Source organism: Methanobacterium subterraneum (assembly GCF_002813695.1).
Lineage (GTDB): Archaea > Methanobacteriota > Methanobacteria > Methanobacteriales > Methanobacteriaceae > Methanobacterium > Methanobacterium subterraneum.
Genome location: NZ_CP017768.1, coordinates 1,177,620 through 1,196,833, shown reverse-complemented (window position 1 = coordinate 1,196,833; position 19,214 = coordinate 1,177,620). Strand labels below are relative to the sequence as shown.

Genomic DNA, 19,214 nt, shown 5'->3' with positions numbered 1-19,214 from the left:
GCCTCAGATAATTCTTTCCAGTATGTGGTTAACTCTACGGTCAATGTATAGTCTTTTAGCCACGTGGATGTCTTTGTGAGTCATGGCCTGTGCAGGGCAGATTTCGTGACAGGAGAGGCATGCCATACAGTCATTGACATTAACTACTTCTGTTTTCCATCTTTCCTCATTCATTTTATACACGTCGTTGGGACAGTCATCCACACAGGATCCGCATCCCACGCATGCATCTTCATCTATTATGATTTCAACCATTTTAACTCCTCTTTTTCCTTTTTTAAACCATTATGTCTCCTTTATATCAATGTTTTATTTTTTTGGATAATTGTTAATTGTATAATGATGGGCAATTCTCATTATTAAGTGTTATAACTACACGTTAATGGACCAGTAAATATTTGTTAATAATATGAATATTTGTAACTAATAAGTATTGTGTAATCGAACAGTTCGGGGTTAATTCTATTAAAGATAGAAATCCAAATGATTATTTGGATTTATTTTATTTTTATGGGCTTTAATCATAATATGAAGTATCGTTGGAGCTATATTCACTTAAAATGTTGTATTGATGGGGAATACAGTTAATAAAATTCTATAAAATCTTTAAAAATTAAAAAGAGTATTTAAATCATAAGTCACTACTTGATACCATCTTAAAATGGGTGATCCAGGCAGCTTGTTTCTTACCGGGAGGATAACATGTGACAATTAGTAAACGTGCCTGTCCTTCTTGTGAAAATCTAATAGGTTTGGTTTTATAATCCCAACGAATATCATTTCCATTGGAGGTGACCTCGTAGACAAATTTCTTCTTCTGGGTAAAATCTTTGATAATAGCCTGGTCTCCAGGTTTCAGGGAAGCAATGTTGGTGAATAATCCGGAATATGTTGTTCTATGGCCTAAAATTCCACATTCACCGGGTTTACCTGGCATAACGCTCTCAGGATAATGATAAACAGCGTTATATGCGTTTACAGTATCGGATCGGATGGTTGCATTTACATTGAGTTTTGGGATTATTAACCGTGCATTGATATAAGAACTGGTGAGATCAGTGGGGTCCAGTGCATTCACCGGATTACTCATCTTCTCCTGGTAATCTTTAACACTTTTCTGAGCTTGGGTAACGTTTTCCATCTGCTCAAAACCAGCCATGGCTATGCTTGCTGCCAGCGTGAAACACGCAACTATTATTAGAATGGAGAAAATCTTATAGGGTGACATTTTCACGAGACATCTTCAATTACCAAAAGCCCTTTAACTTTCAATGCTAACTGGCTGCGGAAGGTGGCTACCTTCCAGGGGTCACAGACCCAGACATTTAGAGTTGCTTTAATACCAGTATCTGTCATTTCTTTTATAAGCACATTTGGTTTTGGCTCATGAAGCGTCCATTTACAGTTGGATGCAGTTTCCACCAGAGAGTTAACAACTACTTCCAGTTCCATCTCATAGGGGATGTTAATATCCAATCCCACTCTACGGGTTTCCTGAGCAGTGGAGTTGATGTATATATTTTTGGAAAAAGTGGAGTTGGGAATGGTTATGATTTTATTATCCTCCGTTTTGATGGTGGTAACTCTTAAACCCAATTTAATCACTTTACCGCTCTGGCCAGACAATTCAATGATGTCTCCCACTCTAAAACTTTTATCTGCCAGTATAAAGAGGCCGGCGATGAAATTGGAAAGGGTGTCCCGAGCAGCAAAACCAACAGCTATACCCACAATACCCAGGCTGAGGACTATTGCACTTATATCCCATCCAACTTCCTTCAAAACAACGGTTATGGCTACAGCGATTATGGAGTATTTGATGATTTCAATTAAGACTTGAATCAGAGTGGGCTCAAAATTAAAACGGTTTCCAGTTTTCTTAATAATGTAAATAGCCCACTTTATAATGATGAAAGAAGATAGGAGAATTACAGCAATTTTTATCAGATCAAGGTACAGGGGGTCAGTGTTGAGCATTTAGTTATTTCACCTCTAAGTTAGGTTGATAGCCTTTACATTTACCTTTTCATTAATTTTCATGGTGTTTCACATCTATGGTCATGAAATCCTCGGCCATTATAACTTTATTAAAGATATGCCTTGCTTCCCTACTTAAACTATCAATATCCCGGTAACGGGTGCTTATATGGGTGAGAATTAATTCAGATACATCTGCTTCTTTGGCAATCCTTGCTGCATGGGTGGTGGTGGAATGGCCATTTTCTAGGGCTTTTGTTTCTTGGGATGATTCATAGGTTGATTCATGGATCAGTACATCGGCATTTGTTGCGAATTCAACCATCTCGGAACATGGCTTGGTATCTCCAGAATAAACTATCCTCCTACCCTTCCTTTCCTTCCCCAGAACCTGGTCTGGTGTTATAAGAACTCCATTCACCTCTACTGGGATGCCTTTTTGAAGTTTGCCAAAATCTGGGCCAGGTTTCAAGCCCAGTTCAATGGCTTTTTCCCGAAGGAACTTGGGAGATCTTTTTTCTTCTACAGAGTAAGCCAGGTTAAGAACTGAATGATGGGTGGGGCAGCATTCAATCAAGTATTCCTCTGTCTGCAGAATAGTGCCCTTCTTTATCTCGTGCACATGTATGGGGAATGATAGGGCATAGTAACCCAAATTTTTAATATGTTCAACTGTTTTTATCATTCCCTCTGGTCCGTAAATATATAATGGATTCTTCCGGCCTCTGAAGGCCATGGATTGGATCATACCGGGCAGTCCCAGGAAGTGGTCACCATGGAGATGGGTGATGAAGATGTGATCCACTTTCATGGGACTCAGCTTTATTCGAGCCATCTGACGCTGGGTTCCTTCTCCACAGTCAAAAAGCATCACTTCTCCAAATGCCTTCAGGGCAATGGCGGAGTGGTTTCTCTTAGTGGTTGGGAGTGCAGATGAGGTTCCTAAAAATATTAACTCCATAATTGATTCACCCATTTTTTTTAAACTCCATTATTATATTCAATCCAATTCTAGTAAGAGTAAAATATGTCAATTCATTTATTCTACTTGAATTCATTTATTCTAAATTTCTATACATTTCCTAAGGAAGATTGTATTCAAATCTCAGATTTCAACATTAATATTTTACAATATAAAGTGTTTCTGTTTATATATGATTCATTTATGAATCAAGAGTTTTTTTACAAAATATGTCTTGTTTTTATTTGTTCTAACCATTCGAAAAAATTATTGATGAACATTAAAAATTGACATTCCCCTAGTTTTTAGTATGAAACTAGCCATGAGGATCTGTGAAAATTTATATTCTTTATTCAATATAAAGCAGAACAAAGATTTTTTATTATTTCATTGTAAAATTTATTGTAGAAGAGATAATTTTAGTATTTAAAATAATTTTAGTTAATTTCATTAAATTTAGAAGTATATATATTCCCAATGAATAGTTATGGATATCAAGTTATGGATATCAAGTTATGGATATCAAGTTATGGATATCAAGTTATGGGTGTCATTTATGAGGCAAGACCTAGCTAAGATGGTTTACGATGATATTGGCTTTGAGGATATAACTACCTGTGCATTAATTCCACCAGGATTAATGGTTAATGGTCAGATCATGGCCAAAGAAGGTGGAGTAATTGCGGGAGTTGAACTGGCTGTGGTTATATTCAAGGAATTTGGTGTGGAAACGGATGTAATGGTGGTGGATGGTGAAAAGATTAAAAATGGCCAGATCATCATGGAGATATCAGGTGATCCCCGTAGTATACTCAGTGTGGAAAGAACGGTACTCAATCTCCTTATGCGTATGAGTGGTATTGCCACGCTGACCAGAAACATCATTGAAATGGTTCGCAGTGTAAATCCCAATGTTTTAGTAGCTGGAACCCGTAAGACAACTCCTGGGCTCCAATTTTTTGAGAAAAGTGCTATAAGGGCTGGTGGAGGGGATACTCACCGCTACCGCTTGGATGATAGTGTGCTCATAAAGGATAATCATCTGGCTTTGGTGGGTGGGGTTGATGAGGCAATATCCCGGGCTAGGAAATATGTTAGTTTCACTAAAAAAATTGAAATTGAGGTAGAAAGTCTGGAAGAAGCTCTGCACGCGGTTCGTGTTGGTGCGGATATTGTAATGCTTGATAACATGGATCCTGATAAAGTGAAAGATGTTATAGTGGCCCTTAAAAAAGAGAATCTCCGTGATAACGCACTAATCGAAGTTTCCGGTGGTATTAACTCTGATAACATAATCCAATATGCAAATACGGGTGTGGATGTGATCTCCACAGGATACATCACCCACTCTGCAAGATCATTGGACTTAAGCCTGGACTTGGAGAAAATGCATCAATAGTTATATATCCACAAGTACTCTGAGTACTGGGAATTATATAGGATTATTTGAAATCTTTATTTTGCCTTCCATTATTGTTAGAGTGTAATAGAAAATCACCTTAAATTTTACACGTAACCTGTCATTTAAACAATAGTTTTATATAAGACCATTCACATAGCATTTACTGAGTTTAAAAGAATTTAAATCTAAAAAATAGGGAGATTTTTCATGTACGACGAAAGAGAAGACGAATTTAACGAGGAAATTAATCAGGAAGAAACCGAGGAAAACATTGACTCAGAAGAAGCAGTTGAGTCAGATGAAACTACTGAAGAAGAAGATTCTGAAATCGATGAAGAAGGAGAAAGCCTGCCTTTTGCCAAAGCAGAAGTCGTACGTCTGATGAAGCAGAACCTTGATCGGGATAAGATGATCAGGGAAAGGGTTAAGGTGGAAATGAACAAGTTCCTGGGTGAAGTGCTGGTAAAGGTCTGTGAACAGCTCAATGAATATCCATACACTACCATTGAATATGAAATGCTCAAGGAATCCATCTATCCTTACCAAAACATTGAAAGGATCAATGAGGAGAAAAAGAGGATTTTAATGCATTTACATGCCATCAAAGCTGACTGTGATGCTCTTTCAATGGATGTTAAAAAGACACTCAAACTTAAAGATGTCCATGAAGAAGATGAAGATCCGGCTTTCATGGATTACTAACTCTTAAATTTTTTTAAAATAATAAACTACATTTATCTTTTTTTGTGCAATTTACCCTCCTACCTGAAGTTAATTAATAAATCCATTACTAAATAACCAGTTTTTTGTTTCTTTTGAAAATTTCTAATACAATTGATCAGTCATCATCATTAATTTCCAATTCTTCATTTTCAAAGGTAGCAAATCCTGTTTTCAGATTTTTGATTTCCTCCACAGTTAATTCACTCCTAACTGCAGTGTCATCCATGACTATGCTGTGGCCAAATGGATCTTCCATTACCAGAGTGACTTCTTTTTGACCATTTTTAACTTTTTCAATATCTTCCAGTATTCTGACAGCGTTCTGTTTAACATGGTCTTCTTCACTCCATGATAAGGCAGTTTTGACTGCTTTTTCAAAACGGTTTAAAACTCCTTCAACATTGGAAACATATCCCTGGGATTGGGGTCCTGGTTCTACTTTAAGCCCTATCTCGGGTATGGTGATGGTGGTTGACTGTGATTTAACAACCCTGGCGTTTAAGTTATCCTTACTAACAATTAAAGTGTACTTAACTGGTTCTTTTTGGTCAATACAGATAGTATCGGCATGTTTGTACCCGCATTCACGGCATAGCATGGTTGATTCCATGATTTCTCCAAAGTAGGGGATTTTCTCTGTTTTGGTGGTGACTTCCACACTCTGACGTGCATTGCATAGGGGACAGTCGGCAAACATTTTACTCAAATTTACGACTCCTAATATATTATTTTTGATTATAATTTATTTTTAAGCATAATATTTTTTTAATTTCATGAATTTCTATTAAAATGTATTTCTAACAACTATTTTAAAATAAAAAAACATTAAGTCAAAGAATTTATTCATTAAATTAAGGTGTGATGATCAAAATATTGTTGTTGGGTACTTATGTTAAGTTGAAGGATTGATTGTTATGGTTTATGATGTTGACATTTTGGTATTATGTATTTTGGATTATTGATATGTATATATCTTTTTATCGGTGATTTATTCCTTTGTTTCAAGCTGGTAGAGTAGTCCCTTATCATCCAGTTCCTTGATCATTGATTGGAGACTTTCTTCGTCAGGTGCGCAGATTTTATGCCGGTGCACGTTTCCAGAAAGTTCATAGAGTCCTTCCAAATCTTTTTTACGTTTCGGATTTTCCTGGAGTAGTTTAATGAATCTCTTTGCCTCTGACGGGTCATACACATTAACTTTCCTTTTCAGTGGTTCACCAAAACCAGGGAGAAAATAGGAAACATCCATTATACGCCCCCCATATTTGTTAAGGATGATATCAGTCTCTAACTCCAACTGATCTACTGAATGACGGAATATCATTTCTTTACAAATCTCTTTAATCAGGGTGAGCATCCTTTTTTTAGTTTCATTAATTCCCAAGTTGTTGATAACTGGAATACGATGTTCAAGGGCTTGTTTAACTAAATAATTGTTAATTATTCGGTTTTCTTTAAAATACTCTAAATGTTTACCGCCACGTTTTATTTTCATGGCTCTCTTGACGAATCGCTCTTTATGCACTTCTTCATCGGCAGTGAGCACAAAAAAATGGATGGATGCATCTTCTTTAAACTTATCTATGTCCAGAAATCCGGGAACCATATGCACCCCTTCAATTACTAGATCATCAAAGTCATCAACTGCCCTTTTTATGACCTTTTCAATGGCAGGTATGACAAAAGAAGCATGTTCTTCAAAACCAGCACTAATCAAACTGGCAGTGTTGCCATCATATCGTTGTTTATCCTTTAGGGTTACATAAGCATCATATGATGACCTATGAAGGGCGGGTGCATAGTCTGGGCCAATTATGCCCCTCACTATCTCCCTTATGAAGTCCGTTTCAATTAAATGCTTAATTCCCAGCTCTTTAGCTAACTCAGAAGCAATGGTAGATTTTCCAATCCCTGAAGCACTTCCAATGAGTATAACGTAAGGTTTTCTCAAGAGTGCTACCCCCATATAAGTTGATTAATGTTTTTTAAGTTGGTTGCCCTTTACTAAAAATCATTCATATATTGGTTTTTTGGATTAAACAACAAATGATGACTTAAAGTGATGAACCGTTAGTTCGGGTTTAAATTCCTAATTCCATTTATGTTAGGAATTCAACCACTCGTTCAGCACTACGGCGCATTTCGATCCTGATGAGGCCAAGGTTAATATCTATATCTGCAATCACAACCAGGATACCTTCACCAGCATCGATCATCAGGGTTTTACCTCTACTACCCTCAATCATCACTTGCTGAAGTGGTTCGTGTTTCATTTCCTCTGCAGAACGTTCTGCAGTACCAAAAACAGCCGAAGCCATTGCAGCAACCAATTCAGAATCAATATCTGTTGGAACTTCGCTTTCTATTATCAAACCGTCTTTTCCAACCACTAAAGATCCGCTTACCCCATTTATTCGTCCTAAATCTTTAAGTATTCTTTCTATCATAATCTGCCTCCACAATAGAATTTACATGCTACCTAAAGTATATATCTTGGTTTGACATTTATTAAATAAATAAGTAATGTAATATTTCACCTATTTCACCAAATTTAAGAGGAGTGATCTTTTGTATTCTGTAACTTCTGTTGAGGATTTGCAAGAACTAAATCCCTTTATAATCATCGGATGCGGTGGTGGCGGGGAAAAATTCTCAAATTTTACAGGCATTGAATCTGTTGGCTTTATTGATGATAGTAAGAAAAAACAAGGTCAAGAATTTTGTAATCATATAATCTCATCCAGTTTAGATGAATTAGCAAGTAACACCGATGCCCGTAGTGTGGCAATAATGTTGCCAATTGGTGCAGAAGGACCTGCCCTGAAGTACGCGGTTAAGGCCATAGATCTAGGTCTGAATGTGGTCTGTTCTTTCAGATCCCTATCATTATATAACAATCAATCTTTACTGGCCTTTGCCCAGTCCAAAGGTGTTCAGTTAAAAGAGATAAGCCCCCGCCTTGATGTCATAAGATATTTATTCGGTACTGCGCCAGAAACCTGTACCGAAGTTCTTCCTAAACTTGATTATAAACCGGAAACACCGGTGGTTTTTGTGGGAGGAACCTCTCAAGAATGTGGGAAACGAACCACCACACGTATTCTGGGTAAAACAGCACAAGAGATTGGATTGAATCCCGGCATTATATCCACGGATGAAATGGGCTTGGAACAACCTGTTGACATGAATTTCCGTGCAGGTAGCCTTTCAGTAATGGATGTTGCTTCTGCAGTAATGGGTGGAATAAAATATCTGGAGGAAGAGAAGGATCCAAATATAATATTTGTGGAAGGACAATCCAGCCTAACTGAGAGGGGAAATCCTCATCCCCGTGGTTTATCAGCAGCAATACTGGTGGGAGCACAACCCACAGCCACCATTGTCTGTCATCGATTCAACCATCCCTACCGTCACCCTGTGGGAATCACAGAAGAGATCCGGGCTATCGAGGCTATGGAACCCACCAAAGTTGTGGGAATTTCCCTTAATTTAAGAAATTTCACTGAAGATAAGTCCCAGGCCATTCTTTTTAGTGAGTGTCAGGAAAAATATGGCCTTCCTGCGGCTGATATTTATCATGGTGGGGCGTCAATATTATTAGATGCGATAATAGAATATACAGGTATAGGGGACGTTAAAAAATGAAGGACATCATGGATTATTTAAAGAAAAATCTCGGCTTGGAAGAAGAGGAAGGGAAAGAGGATCAGGAAACTATCATTGTCCCTGAACACTCATTCTATGAGATAATTTTAATGAAAATCCACAATCTTGATGAATTTGATTATGCTCTGGCCCAGGTTTTGGAAGAAAAAAATCCAATCATCATGGATATCAGTATCCTGGAAAAGGATTCACCTGACGATTTCAAACTAGCTGGGGAAAAATTAAAGGCATTCAGAGATAATGATGGGGGAGAAGCTATCTTATTATGCAAGAATGGTAGGAATATTATAATAGTTACTCCGGCAGAAATAAAACTGATCCGCAAGTAAAATATAAAACATGCAAATTGCAATAGGGATTATATTTATTTGGGATGAGGATAATTTATTATATGGATAATTTGTTAAGGAATTAGGGGATTTAGTAAGGATATGGGGAGATGTATAAATGGAAATGCCCATAACCAAACCATCAATGGTTTCATATGCTGACGAGTTGGATTTCTCGAAATTAATGGAAGATCTAGCTAAAGATCATAAAAACGGGTTTATTAGAGTAACTTCAAGTTCAGAAGAAGGTTATATTCTTTATAAAGATGGAAAACAGGTTGCTGCTTCTTATGAACGATATTCTAAGAGGGAAGCACTGGAAAAAATAAATTCTGCTTTGGATAATAAAAACACATTAATTGAGGTCTTTGATGTAGGTCCATCCCAAGTGGACTATTTACTTGATCTCAACAAACCATACACCATAGAAACAGATTCCGTTGTTTACGATGTTATTGGTGAACTGAAAAAAAAGTCATCCGAAACTTCTGAAGAATCTGTAGAAACTGTAAACTCCACTATCATAGAACCGGAAGTTCAAGATTCAGATAAAATCGAAGCTAGTGCTAAAAATCTATCTGAGGATGTGGAATCGGTTGAAAAGGTTGTTGAATCATCTATTACTGAAAAAACTGATTCATCGTTAAAGGAACAACCATCAGAAGAACCCATTAAAGAACTGGAAATGGATGAAGAGGTTGAATCATCTCCCTCAGTTGGGTTGGATGAGTCTGTTGATAAATCAGCTCAAAATGTTGAAAAATCAACGTTGGCTAATGAACTTGAAACATCTTTAAATGAGCCTCCTAAAGGAGAGGAAATGAGTGATGAGCCTCCCTCTTCTGGAGGTTTGGATGAGTATGTTGATTATTCATCAGTCAGTAATACGCCAGAAGAATCAGTGGTTGGCACTAAATCAGAAACACCATTAGCTAAAACAGAAATAGAATCTGAATCTTCTGATATAGATGATGAAATACCAGTAGACCGGTCAGAACTTCTTAAAAAGTATGGTATTAAAGATGTTCAAGATGATGATGTGGAAAACTTATTACAATCATATAGCGGTGGTATCATTGATGATGATGATGTGGAACGGGTTGAATTAGTCCTGATGAACCTCATCAAAAAATCTGTACTGGGTATTCCTAAAATAAAGGGAACAGAAGTCATGGTCTTCCTTGACAATTACAAAGATCTAAGTGGGACAATCAATATCATCACTGAATATGAAAGCCAAGGATTCTTAAACCGAATAATGGGACAGAACCGAACTGCAGTTAACCTTAGAAGACAGATCATTAACATAGCAGAAATTGCCATTAAAAAGAGTTTCCGACAATACCCAGAAGTGGTGGAGAGATTCGAGATTAACGTAGAATTCAGTTAAGATTTAACTGAATGAGGATTTAATTGAAGATTATTGATTTATAAAAAAGTTTTAAGATGAAAAAAGTTAGGTGGAAATAATTTTAGGAGGAATTGGATGACAAGAGTGATAACAGTTGCATCAGGGAAAGGTGGAGTTGGAAAAACAACTATCACTGCAAATTTAGGAGTTTCCCTGGCTACTTATGGGGAAGAGGTCATAGTTCTCGATGCCGATGTGGCCATGGCTAACCTGGAACTGATCCTGGGTATGGAAGGAAAATCAGTGACTCTACATGATGTACTTTCTGGAGATGCAGATATTGAAGATGCAATTTATGAAGGGCCGGGAGGGGTTAAAGTAGTCCCTGCTGGAATATCACTGGAAGGTCTTCGTAAGATAAAAATGGACCGTCTGGAAAGTGCACTAGAGATACTCATTGAAAGTGCTGATATATTATTAATTGACGCCCCAGCGGGATTGGAAAAAGATGCCCTAGCCGCCATAGCCGCAGCTCAGGAAATGATACTGGTCACCACTCCAGAAGTACCATCCATCAGTGACGCTCTCAAGACCAAAATCGTAGCCAACCGATTAGGTGTGGACATATTGGGTGTGGTTATTAACCGAGAACAACACGATAAAACATTCCTCACCATCAGTGAAATTGAAACTATACTGGAAGTACCAGTCATAGCTGTAATCCCCGAAGACAACGAAGTCAGCCGGGCAGCAGCCTTCGGAGAACCTTTAGTAGTTAAAAATCCTAAATCCCCAACCAGCAATGCAATAATGCAACTGGGAGCGGATCTAATCGGTGAAGAGTACCAGCCAATTGAACCAGACAAAAAAGGTGTCATATCCAAACTAGTGGAAGGACTACTCGGCAGGAGATAAAAATTTTAATTTTAAATTTTAGGGAATAACTATGTCGAGATTTATTGCTCTTGCATCTGGAAAAGGAGGAGTGGGAAGAACCTCCCTCACCTTTAACTTAGGCGTAGCTCTAAGTCTTTTCGGGGAAGAAGTGGTCATGTTGGACTTGGACTTGATGATGTCCAATATGGATGTTATCACCGGACTTCTAAATCCAGAAGTGACACTACACGATGTCCTGATGCGTGACAAAGCGGTTCAAGATTGTGTCTACCAGGTTAATCAGGGAGCGCTGGTAATACCCACAGGTATGCACTTTGAAACCTTAAAAACTATCAATCCTAACTATGTATCCTGGAAAAGGATAATGGAAGAAATATCTTCCTATGGAAATATCTTCCTCATGGACCTACCCTCGGGGATTAATTCCAACATATTCGAAGCATTACCCGAGGACACTGAGGCCATACTAGTTACTAATTCCACCATGCCTGCAGTGGCCGATGCTTTGAAGATCAGAATACTCTTGAATGAACTTAACATTGAAATACTTGGTTTTGTTTTAAACATGTGGTACGATGATAATTTCCTGCTTTCAGTTAATGAAATTGAATCCATACTGGAAGTTCCCATGATTTCGGTGATCTCCTATGACCGGGAAATGGATCGTTCCATAGCCCTGGGAAGTTCAGTGATGGAGTTAAACCCGGCTTCTCCCATAAGCAATGAAATAATGCAACTGGCAGCGGACTTGGTTGGAAAAGAATACAAACCAGTCCAGCCAGATAATGAGGGAATCATGGAACGGATCAAGAAGTTTGTGGGTATATTACCTGAAAACAAATAACCAAACTTCTTAAACTCTTTTTTATCTCTTATTCTGATGGGAATTCATTCTAAAAAATGGAAATAATTAAAAATAGAAGAAATAATTCAAAATAGAACATATTATTTTCTTTAGAAACCATAAAAATTGGCTGCATTATCTTTGGATAACATTTCTATCTTTTTATCATCCCAACCAGCCAATTTAAGCCTATGAACAGTTTTCGGAACAGATAATGGATCGGAAGGTGAAGAACTCATATCACTATCCAACATAAACCTCTCAGGACCATAATCCTGGAATGTCATTTCTAGAAGTTCAACAGCTTCGTTGGGAGTCATTTTTTGTGGTTGCACAGTAATTCCCAGCATTCCCTCAAAATCAGCCATCAAATCAATGATAGATGAATCCACATGATCCACCACCACCCGGGCAGGGTCAATGTTACCATCAATGATTGAGAGGGTTTTAATGGTGATCTCCCTTTTATTTTGTCGTGGAGTGTGCACTGCCACTTTCATATCCAGTTCATCTGCCATTTGAAGTTGAGTTCGGAAAACTTCCCTCTCAAGGTCAGAAGCGGTTTCAAGGCCTATCTCTCCAATGGCAATCACTTCCTCCTGGTCCAGAAACCAGGGAAGCTTACGAAGCACTATCCGATAATCTGGACATATGCTCCGAGGGTGAAGTCCCAGGGCTGCTTTAAGGGTTATTCCATTATTCCCGGCCCGTTTAAAATCATTTTCCAGTATGCGGTGGAAGTGGTCCAGAACCACTGCCGAAGTGGTCATCCTCATGGGATCATGGGCCAATGTAATGGCAGATTCTATCCCTGCAATAGCCATAGTTTCAAAATCTTCGTAAGTTCTACAGTCAGCATGTATATGTGCGTCTATCATACCATTCAACTCCAATAATTAATTAACCGTGATACCAACGATTTTTTTCTCAAATCCGTTAATAAAATCCATTCTGTGTGTCCTCTAAAATTAATTAAGAAGTTTAACCTTAAGTATTAATGGAATTTCATAATTCCCACACTATGAAAATCTCTGGAGATGTGAACTATGGATGTGGAAGAAATGGCCAAGAAGGCCACCATGAAAGATCTTAAAGCCATAGCAAAAAAACATGACATAAAACTGGGTCGCTGCCCAACTAAACTTAAAATAGCCCAGTTGATTCCTAAAGATGAACTGGAAGCCCTGGTAACTAAGGATTAATCCTTTATAAAAGGGCACTTTATTTCTTTTTTTTATATCCTGGCAATATTTTAGACCAATAATACTCTAAAAAAGAATAAAAATAAAAAAAATGTGATTTAAAGACAATAGTCCATCTTAAAGATCACTAAAACTTATTTTTTTAACCATCAAGTCATTAATTTTACTTGGAACTTCAGATATCAATACTCGAACCTGTTTTTGGCTATCCCTTTCTCTGATGGTTACTGTATTATCTTCTAAACTCTGGTGATCAGCTGTAACAGCAAATGGTGTTCCTATCTCATCAGAACGAGCATACCTGCGGCCAATGGTTCCAGAAGTGTCCACTTCAGCTATTATACCTTCAACACGAAGATGGGCCATTATCTTATTTGCTATTTCCACCAGTTCGTCCTTGTTTACCAGTGGGAAGACATTCACTCCTACTGGTGCTAGATCCGCAGGGAAATGGAAAATGTTGCGGTCATCCTCCTGTGTGAAGGTATGTAGGAGTACAGAATAGGTTATACGGTCAATACCATAAGAAGGTTCAATAACATGAGGATATACCTTTTCACCCCTCACAGTTTCTTCAACTTCTTCAAATGATAAAATATCCGGCGTTAACTGGTAAGTTTCTCCTTCCAGTTTCAACTGGTAAGTCCCATCCTCCTCAAAGGCTTGTTTAATGGGATAAACATTAGTATTTTTAAGGAATTCCATTATGTTAGGGGCATTACCCTTAAAGAGGGGTCCGAATTTTTTCATATTGGGTTTGACAGTCAGTTTAGTAATGGTCTGCGGTTCATCATATTCCATGAAAACAGACAGATCTTCCCTACTGTGCTGGCTGTGGGATTTAAGATCGAAATCACTCCGATCCGCAATTCCAATAACCTCAACCCAACCATAACGGTCGGTGTGTATCTCCACATCCCAGCAGTCAATGGCGTAGTGGGCCATCTCAGTTTTCATGTGTTGACGGAATCTAATCACATTTTCAGGTATTCCCAAGTCCTCCATAAACCTGTCCGCCAGACACAACTGATAAGTTAACATCTGGCTGGACACCACACCTTTATCAACTGCTTCCTGGGCGGTGACCTGGATTGGTTCACCATCTTCCTCCTGAGCATCTGCAGGGTAAAGGGTAAGCATCTGCTTAGCCACGTCATGGAAACGGGGATGTTTTTTATCCCTAGGATCTACAAATATCTCTGCTTCAGCCTGGGTGAATTCCCTGAGTCGGATAACACCCTGACGGGGTGAGATTTCGTTCCGGTAAGCTTTACCCAGCTGAACCACACCGAAGGGAAGTTTTCCCCGGTAAAACCTTAGCAATCTTTTAAATGGTATGAATATGCCCTGGGCAGTTTCTGGCCTCATGTAACCAGTTTTTTTACCCTTGGCTCCGATAAGAGTTTGGAACATTAGGTTGTAACTCCAGACATGGGTTAAGTGACCTTCACATCGGGGACAAAGAATCTGCTGGTTGGATAATATTTCAGTGAGTTCCTGATTTTCAAGACCTTCCACTTCCTGACCAATGGTCTCTTTGATAATATGATCAGCCCTGAAAACTTCTAAACAATCCTTACACTCAGTCATGGGGTCGTTAAAATGATCTACGTGGCCTGATGCTTTAAGCGCCTCTTCAGGCATGATGGTTGGTGATTCGATTTCATAGAATCCTTCACCTACCAGGTAATATTCTCTCCACTTGTTCATTATTTTATTTTTTAAAATCGCACCTAAAGGGCCGTAATCAAAGAACCCAGCCACTCCAGAATAAATTTCAAATGATGACCATAAGAATCCTCGTTTTTTGGCAATATTCATAACATCTTCATTCTTCATTTTGTTATCCTCTCTATTTCCTCTCTTTTTTGGATAATATATTAGATTAAAAAAAATATCTTTGATATTAAAGCAATTTGGTCTGTTTGCGATCCCTGATCTCGTAATCCTGTTTAATTTTACTGGTAACCGGACGATCCTGACCCATGTACTTACTGTCCCGTTCTGGATGGCCATAGGGTCGTAATGATGGACTGGTCATGGTTTCAAAAACTATCTGACAAACCCTCTGGCCAGTGTATAGGGCCACTGGCATTTTACCTATGTTGGATATTTCCAGGGTGATCTTTCCTTGAAATCCGGGGTCAATGTATCCTGCGGTGACGTGCATGGTTATTCCCAGGCGTCCCATGGATGAACGCCCCTCAACACGAGCCACCAGATCATCAGGGAGTTTAACAGCTTCGTAGGTGGTGGCCAGTGCAAATTCCCCCGGGTGTATGATGAATGCCTCTCTCTGTTCCAGATGGAATGATTCCATGTAGGACTCCAGGTCAGATTTGTCCAGGGGGTCGATGCAGGGTTTCCGAATAATACGGAAACCTTTAAACTCGTTCCCAATCCGCAGGTCTACTGAAGATGGTTGAATTTGCCTGGCCGGATCCTCCAGGGGGTCTATGGTGATTTTGCCTTCATCTAAATATTTTATAATATCCTGGTCACTTAAAATAGCCATTTTATCCACATTCTCCCTTTTTAGTTAATATTGATCATTTTTCATTAATTTCCCTAAGGGGTAGTATGCATTATCTCCTGAAAGTATACCATGTCAGTTTACCCGATCCTTTATCCTTCTGAACATTCCTTTGAGGGTATGGGCTTCCCTACCAGATATAAATGCCCTCCCCATTACTCTCCTGAAAACTGTGGAAGCATTTTTCTTTTTATGAGGGGGATAATCCAGATTATCCAGCACATCATCCATGTATTCCATTAAGCCCTGTTTTTCCTCCAGTGATGCTTCTTCTAAATCTTCCACAGGATAAGATTTTTCATTCTTAAATAATTCGTAGAAAATAATGGCGGCAGCATGGGTAATGTTCAGGATGGGATATGATCCATGGGTAGGGATTGAAACTATCACATCACAAAGCTCTAATTCATCATTAGTTAGGCCATCACCCTCTCTTCCCAGTATAAGTGCAATATCTCCATCCACCTTTATTGATTGGGCGAGGTTATCAGGGGTTACTGCAATACGGGGGAGGTTATAACTGCCCCCAGCAGTTCCAGTAGTTCCCACTGCAAAATCTATTTCCTTTTCTTTAAGGAATTCAGTCAGAGAAGGATATTCCTGGCGATTGTGGACGATTTCACGGGCATGCATGGCCTTGTAATAAGAGTCATGTTCCAGCTGACATGGATTTATTAATACCATCTTATTTAGGCCGAAATTTTTCATAGTGCGCGCCAAAAATCCTATGTTGCCTGGAGTTTCTGGCTCCACAAAAACCACGTAAATCATGTTATAATCTCTTATTTTTCCTCATAGTTAATGCCATATTAGTTATATTGCTGTCTGCTGATTTCGCCTGAAATGCTTTTCACGACTTATAGGCCTTTTCCAATAGGGTGAGCAGGTTCATTACTTCCAGTTTTAGTCCTTCCTTTTCCAGAGATGCCCGGATATTATTTTCACAGAAGGGACAGATGGTGATTACGGCATCCACATCTAGTTTTTCAATCATTTTTGCCTTTTCACTGCCTAATGCTGCTGCAATTTCTGGTTTACCGGACCTAACACCACCACCAGCACCACAACACTGATCAGGGATTTCCATCTCCACAAATTCGAGTCCCTTGATTTTTTTGAGAATTTCACGGGGCTCATCACGGATTCCCTGACCTCGAATGAGATGACAGGGGTCGTGATAGGTTACTTTCATGTTCACTGGTTTCATATCTTCGGTATTAAGTTTATCCTGCAAATATTCACTGATATCCATGACATTCAGATTAACCCCATATTCTGGATAATCCTTTTTCAGGGTGGCTCCACAACCTGCGCAGACTGTGATAATGGTATCATAACCTTCCAATGCTTTCGCATTCTTCTCAGTCAGTTCCTTCACCACATCAGTCTGCCCGGTACGAATCATGGGGGAACCACAGCAAACCTGCCCTGCAGGCACTTCCACTTCCACGTTGTGATTATTTAAAACACTCAAAAGGGACATTCCTATCTCTGGCAGCCGGTAATCAACTAGACATCCTGTAAAGAATGCTATTTTCTCTTTTTTATCCCCATTTTTCCGATTATTATCTAATTTCCCAGCTTTTTGTTTTTGAATGGCTGTTTCCATGAAACCTGCCCTCATAGGGCCTTCTTTCATGGGTTCAACTGATCTACCGGTCTTTTCAATGAGTTCCTTAACTGAACGGTGGGCTGGCAGTGGCCCAATACCTTCCTGAAAGGCTATTTCCCTTAATTTTTCAATTGCCCCTCCAAAGGTGTTTATTTCCTTGGGACAGACCTCCACACATTTGGAACAAGAGGTGCAGCAGTAAAGTCCTTCTTCAAGTCCTTCTTCTGCCCGGTCAGAACAGTCCCGGGGGTCCATTGCAAATTTGGACAGGTAACGCATGAAGTAGGGGCCTGCGAATTCATCATTAACTTTCAGAACAGGGCAGGCTGATAGGCAGGAATAGCAGTCAATACAACTCCTTAACTTCTTGGTGTTGGCCAGTTCTTCCGGGTTTAAAATGGCCGGGCACTCACTGATTTCACATTCATCCTCAAGATAGAGGCCCATATCTTTAACTTTGCCTTCTATTTCACTTCGATCAACAACCAGGTCCTTAATAACTGGTAGGTTTATGGGTTCTATTATATCCCCATCTTTTATCTCTCTTTTACAGGCCAGTGCCATTTCTCCGTTAACTTTAACTGCACAGGAGCCGCACTGCCCCGCCCGACAGGAGGAACGGTAGGCAATATTTGCCTGGTGATGGTTATTAATGTAGTTTAAGGCATCCAGAACCTTCATTTTATCCTTATTTTCAACAGAATATGATTCAAGGTAGGGTTCTTCATCTTCTGAAGGCTGATAACGCATAACACTTATATTTATCATTCGATCTCCAGCTTAATTAATTTATTTTGATTTTTTTTAAATTATTCAATTCTTAAAGATTAATTAGGATAATACAATGATTTGAACTGGTTTTTTAGTCTATTTATCAGTCCCGTTCAGTGGGTAATTATCATTATTCCATTCTATATAAAACGGGTAAAATAGAATCAATAGATATTAGGTCCTATTCCTATAAAAAATTATTATAATAAAAATGTGTTTTTTAGATAAGTCCAAGTTTAAGAAATCAGTTCTAGGTAATCAATATTTGTGAATGAATAATTAATTGTTACTCACAATCCAATGTGAACAACATATAATTCCATGATTTAATCCAGATCCTTCACCAAAAACCAGTAAATAGCCAGCTCATCTTCATAGGTCTTGTAATCGGGGTAGGTTAAAGAAACCAGATCCCAGTACTTCCTGTTGTGTTTTCTTACCTCCAAATGGCACACTTCATGGTGCACCACATATTTAACGAGGCATTCAGGTAAATATTTAAGGCGAGTGTTAATGTTAACATTTCCCCTTGAACTACAACTTCCCCAACGGGTCTTCATTTTCCTAAATGTTATTCCATTAACAGAAAGACCCATTTCTCCTGATATCTCATCCACCATTGTTTTAACCAGTTGGCGAAATTCAGGTATACTGCGAGTTAAATTGAGTTCACGGTTATCAGACTCTTTTTTAAGCCTATTAATTCTTGATATTTTCTGATAAATCCATTTTTTATGTTTTTTAATTAATTTCGGATGATCATTAAATCCAAGGGGCAGTATAAGATTAATTTCTTCGTTTTTAATCTCCAGACGGGCATATTTAACTTCCCGGTGGAAAATATGATATTCTACCTCAATATCCTGGATTTTAATCTTCATCAGAGTTAATTATAATACATCCTTCAAATAATCTTTTATTAGATAAGTTCATCACTAAACTTTTC

General features: G+C 38.6%; 21 protein-coding genes. 8 read left to right on the top strand and 13 right to left on the bottom strand.

Features of this window, described 5'->3' with window-relative positions; translation table 11 throughout:
* Window positions 1-3 precede the first annotated feature (3 nt).
* The 4 genes from BK009_RS05720 to rnz all read right to left on the bottom strand — a co-directional run bounded on the left by BK009_RS05720 (window position 4) and on the right by rnz (window position 2,938).
* Window positions 4-255, bottom strand: a complete 252-nt coding sequence (locus BK009_RS05720) for a 4Fe-4S dicluster domain-containing protein (protein WP_100905891.1) — start codon at window positions 253-255, stop codon at window positions 4-6.
* A 376-nt stretch (window positions 256-631) separates the two neighbouring features.
* A complete protein-coding gene (locus tag BK009_RS05715; RefSeq protein WP_100905892.1) occupies window positions 632-1,228 on the bottom strand; it encodes a class E sortase in 597 nt (198 codons plus the stop codon).
* Window positions 1,229-1,230: 2 nt separating this feature from the next.
* The gene (locus BK009_RS05710) at window positions 1,231-1,977 is read right to left on the bottom strand and encodes a mechanosensitive ion channel family protein (RefSeq protein WP_100905893.1); all 747 of its coding nucleotides are present in this window, start codon (window positions 1,975-1,977) and stop codon (window positions 1,231-1,233) included.
* A 52-nt stretch (window positions 1,978-2,029) separates the two neighbouring features.
* The gene (rnz, locus tag BK009_RS05705; RefSeq protein WP_100909730.1) at window positions 2,030-2,938 is read right to left on the bottom strand and encodes a ribonuclease Z; all 909 of its coding nucleotides are present in this window, start codon (window positions 2,936-2,938) and stop codon (window positions 2,030-2,032) included.
* 556 nt (window positions 2,939-3,494) lie between these two features.
* Between rnz and nadC the strand changes: the two genes are divergently transcribed.
* Both nadC and BK009_RS05695 read left to right on the top strand, forming a co-directional pair.
* Window positions 3,495-4,337, top strand: a complete 843-nt coding sequence (nadC, locus tag BK009_RS05700; protein ID WP_100909227.1) for a carboxylating nicotinate-nucleotide diphosphorylase — start codon at window positions 3,495-3,497, stop codon at window positions 4,335-4,337.
* A gap of 210 nt (window positions 4,338-4,547) precedes the next feature.
* Window positions 4,548-5,042 carry a hypothetical protein gene (locus BK009_RS05695; protein WP_236951044.1) on the top strand — a complete coding sequence of 165 codons (495 nt, stop codon included), beginning with the start codon at window positions 4,548-4,550 and terminating at the stop codon, window positions 5,040-5,042.
* Between the two features lie 136 nt (window positions 5,043-5,178).
* Here BK009_RS05695 and BK009_RS05690 read toward each other — a convergent pair whose 3' ends face one another.
* The 3 genes from BK009_RS05690 to BK009_RS05680 all read right to left on the bottom strand — a co-directional run bounded on the left by BK009_RS05690 (window position 5,179) and on the right by BK009_RS05680 (window position 7,510).
* Window positions 5,179-5,769: a ZPR1 zinc finger domain-containing protein gene (locus BK009_RS05690; protein WP_100905895.1), complete on the bottom strand. Its 591-nt coding sequence runs from the start codon at window positions 5,767-5,769 to the stop codon at window positions 5,179-5,181.
* Between the two features lie 282 nt (window positions 5,770-6,051).
* The gene (locus BK009_RS05685; RefSeq protein WP_100905896.1) at window positions 6,052-7,014 is read right to left on the bottom strand and encodes a 3H domain-containing protein; all 963 of its coding nucleotides are present in this window, start codon (window positions 7,012-7,014) and stop codon (window positions 6,052-6,054) included.
* A 148-nt stretch (window positions 7,015-7,162) separates the two neighbouring features.
* Window positions 7,163-7,510: a roadblock/LC7 domain-containing protein gene (locus tag BK009_RS05680; RefSeq protein WP_100905897.1), complete on the bottom strand. Its 348-nt coding sequence runs from the start codon at window positions 7,508-7,510 to the stop codon at window positions 7,163-7,165.
* Between the two features lie 121 nt (window positions 7,511-7,631).
* On the opposite strand from BK009_RS05680, the gene BK009_RS05675 reads away from it, so the two are divergent.
* From BK009_RS05675 to minD (BK009_RS05655), 5 genes are all read left to right on the top strand, one after another.
* Entirely contained in the window at window positions 7,632-8,708 is a 1,077-nt protein-coding gene (locus tag BK009_RS05675) for a DUF1611 domain-containing protein (protein WP_100909226.1), read from the top strand.
* A complete protein-coding gene (gene sepF, locus BK009_RS05670; RefSeq protein WP_100905899.1) occupies window positions 8,705-9,058 on the top strand; it encodes a cell division protein SepF in 354 nt (117 codons plus the stop codon). Before BK009_RS05675 ends, sepF begins: the two co-directional genes overlap by 4 nt.
* Before the next feature lie 118 nt (window positions 9,059-9,176).
* Window positions 9,177-10,448, top strand: coding sequence for a DUF2226 domain-containing protein (locus BK009_RS05665; RefSeq protein ID WP_100909225.1), 1,272 nt, complete (start codon window positions 9,177-9,179; stop codon window positions 10,446-10,448).
* A 96-nt stretch (window positions 10,449-10,544) separates the two neighbouring features.
* Entirely contained in the window at window positions 10,545-11,324 is a 780-nt protein-coding gene (minD, locus tag BK009_RS05660) for a cell division ATPase MinD (protein WP_100905901.1), read from the top strand.
* Window positions 11,325-11,355: 31 nt separating this feature from the next.
* The gene (gene minD, locus BK009_RS05655; RefSeq protein WP_100905902.1) at window positions 11,356-12,150 is read left to right on the top strand and encodes a cell division ATPase MinD; all 795 of its coding nucleotides are present in this window, start codon (window positions 11,356-11,358) and stop codon (window positions 12,148-12,150) included.
* A gap of 110 nt (window positions 12,151-12,260) precedes the next feature.
* Here the strand turns inward: minD (BK009_RS05655) and BK009_RS05650 are convergent, their stop codons facing one another.
* Window positions 12,261-13,028: a TatD family hydrolase gene (locus BK009_RS05650; protein ID WP_100909224.1), complete on the bottom strand. Its 768-nt coding sequence runs from the start codon at window positions 13,026-13,028 to the stop codon at window positions 12,261-12,263.
* A 168-nt stretch (window positions 13,029-13,196) separates the two neighbouring features.
* Here BK009_RS05650 and BK009_RS12395 point away from each other — a divergent pair, with 168 nt between their 5' ends.
* Complete coding sequence (locus tag BK009_RS12395; RefSeq protein ID WP_157809430.1) at window positions 13,197-13,352, top strand: hypothetical protein; 156 nt, start codon at window positions 13,197-13,199, stop codon at window positions 13,350-13,352.
* 117 nt (window positions 13,353-13,469) lie between these two features.
* Here BK009_RS12395 and glyS read toward each other — a convergent pair whose 3' ends face one another.
* The 5 genes from glyS to BK009_RS05625 all read right to left on the bottom strand — a co-directional run bounded on the left by glyS (window position 13,470) and on the right by BK009_RS05625 (window position 19,149).
* Complete coding sequence (glyS, locus tag BK009_RS05645) at window positions 13,470-15,191, bottom strand: glycine--tRNA ligase (RefSeq protein WP_100909223.1); 1,722 nt, start codon at window positions 15,189-15,191, stop codon at window positions 13,470-13,472.
* A 67-nt stretch (window positions 15,192-15,258) separates the two neighbouring features.
* Window positions 15,259-15,867: a dCTP deaminase gene (gene dcd, locus BK009_RS05640; RefSeq protein WP_100905905.1), complete on the bottom strand. Its 609-nt coding sequence runs from the start codon at window positions 15,865-15,867 to the stop codon at window positions 15,259-15,261.
* A gap of 93 nt (window positions 15,868-15,960) precedes the next feature.
* The gene (locus BK009_RS05635) at window positions 15,961-16,656 is read right to left on the bottom strand and encodes an RNA methyltransferase (RefSeq protein WP_100905906.1); all 696 of its coding nucleotides are present in this window, start codon (window positions 16,654-16,656) and stop codon (window positions 15,961-15,963) included.
* A 79-nt stretch (window positions 16,657-16,735) separates the two neighbouring features.
* Entirely contained in the window at window positions 16,736-18,265 is a 1,530-nt protein-coding gene (gene tfrB, locus BK009_RS05630; RefSeq protein ID WP_100905907.1) for a fumarate reductase (CoM/CoB) subunit TfrB, read from the bottom strand.
* A 329-nt stretch (window positions 18,266-18,594) separates the two neighbouring features.
* Window positions 18,595-19,149 carry a M48 metallopeptidase family protein gene (locus BK009_RS05625; RefSeq protein ID WP_100909222.1) on the bottom strand — a complete coding sequence of 185 codons (555 nt, stop codon included), beginning with the start codon at window positions 19,147-19,149 and terminating at the stop codon, window positions 18,595-18,597.
* Window positions 19,150-19,214: the final 65 nt, after the last annotated feature.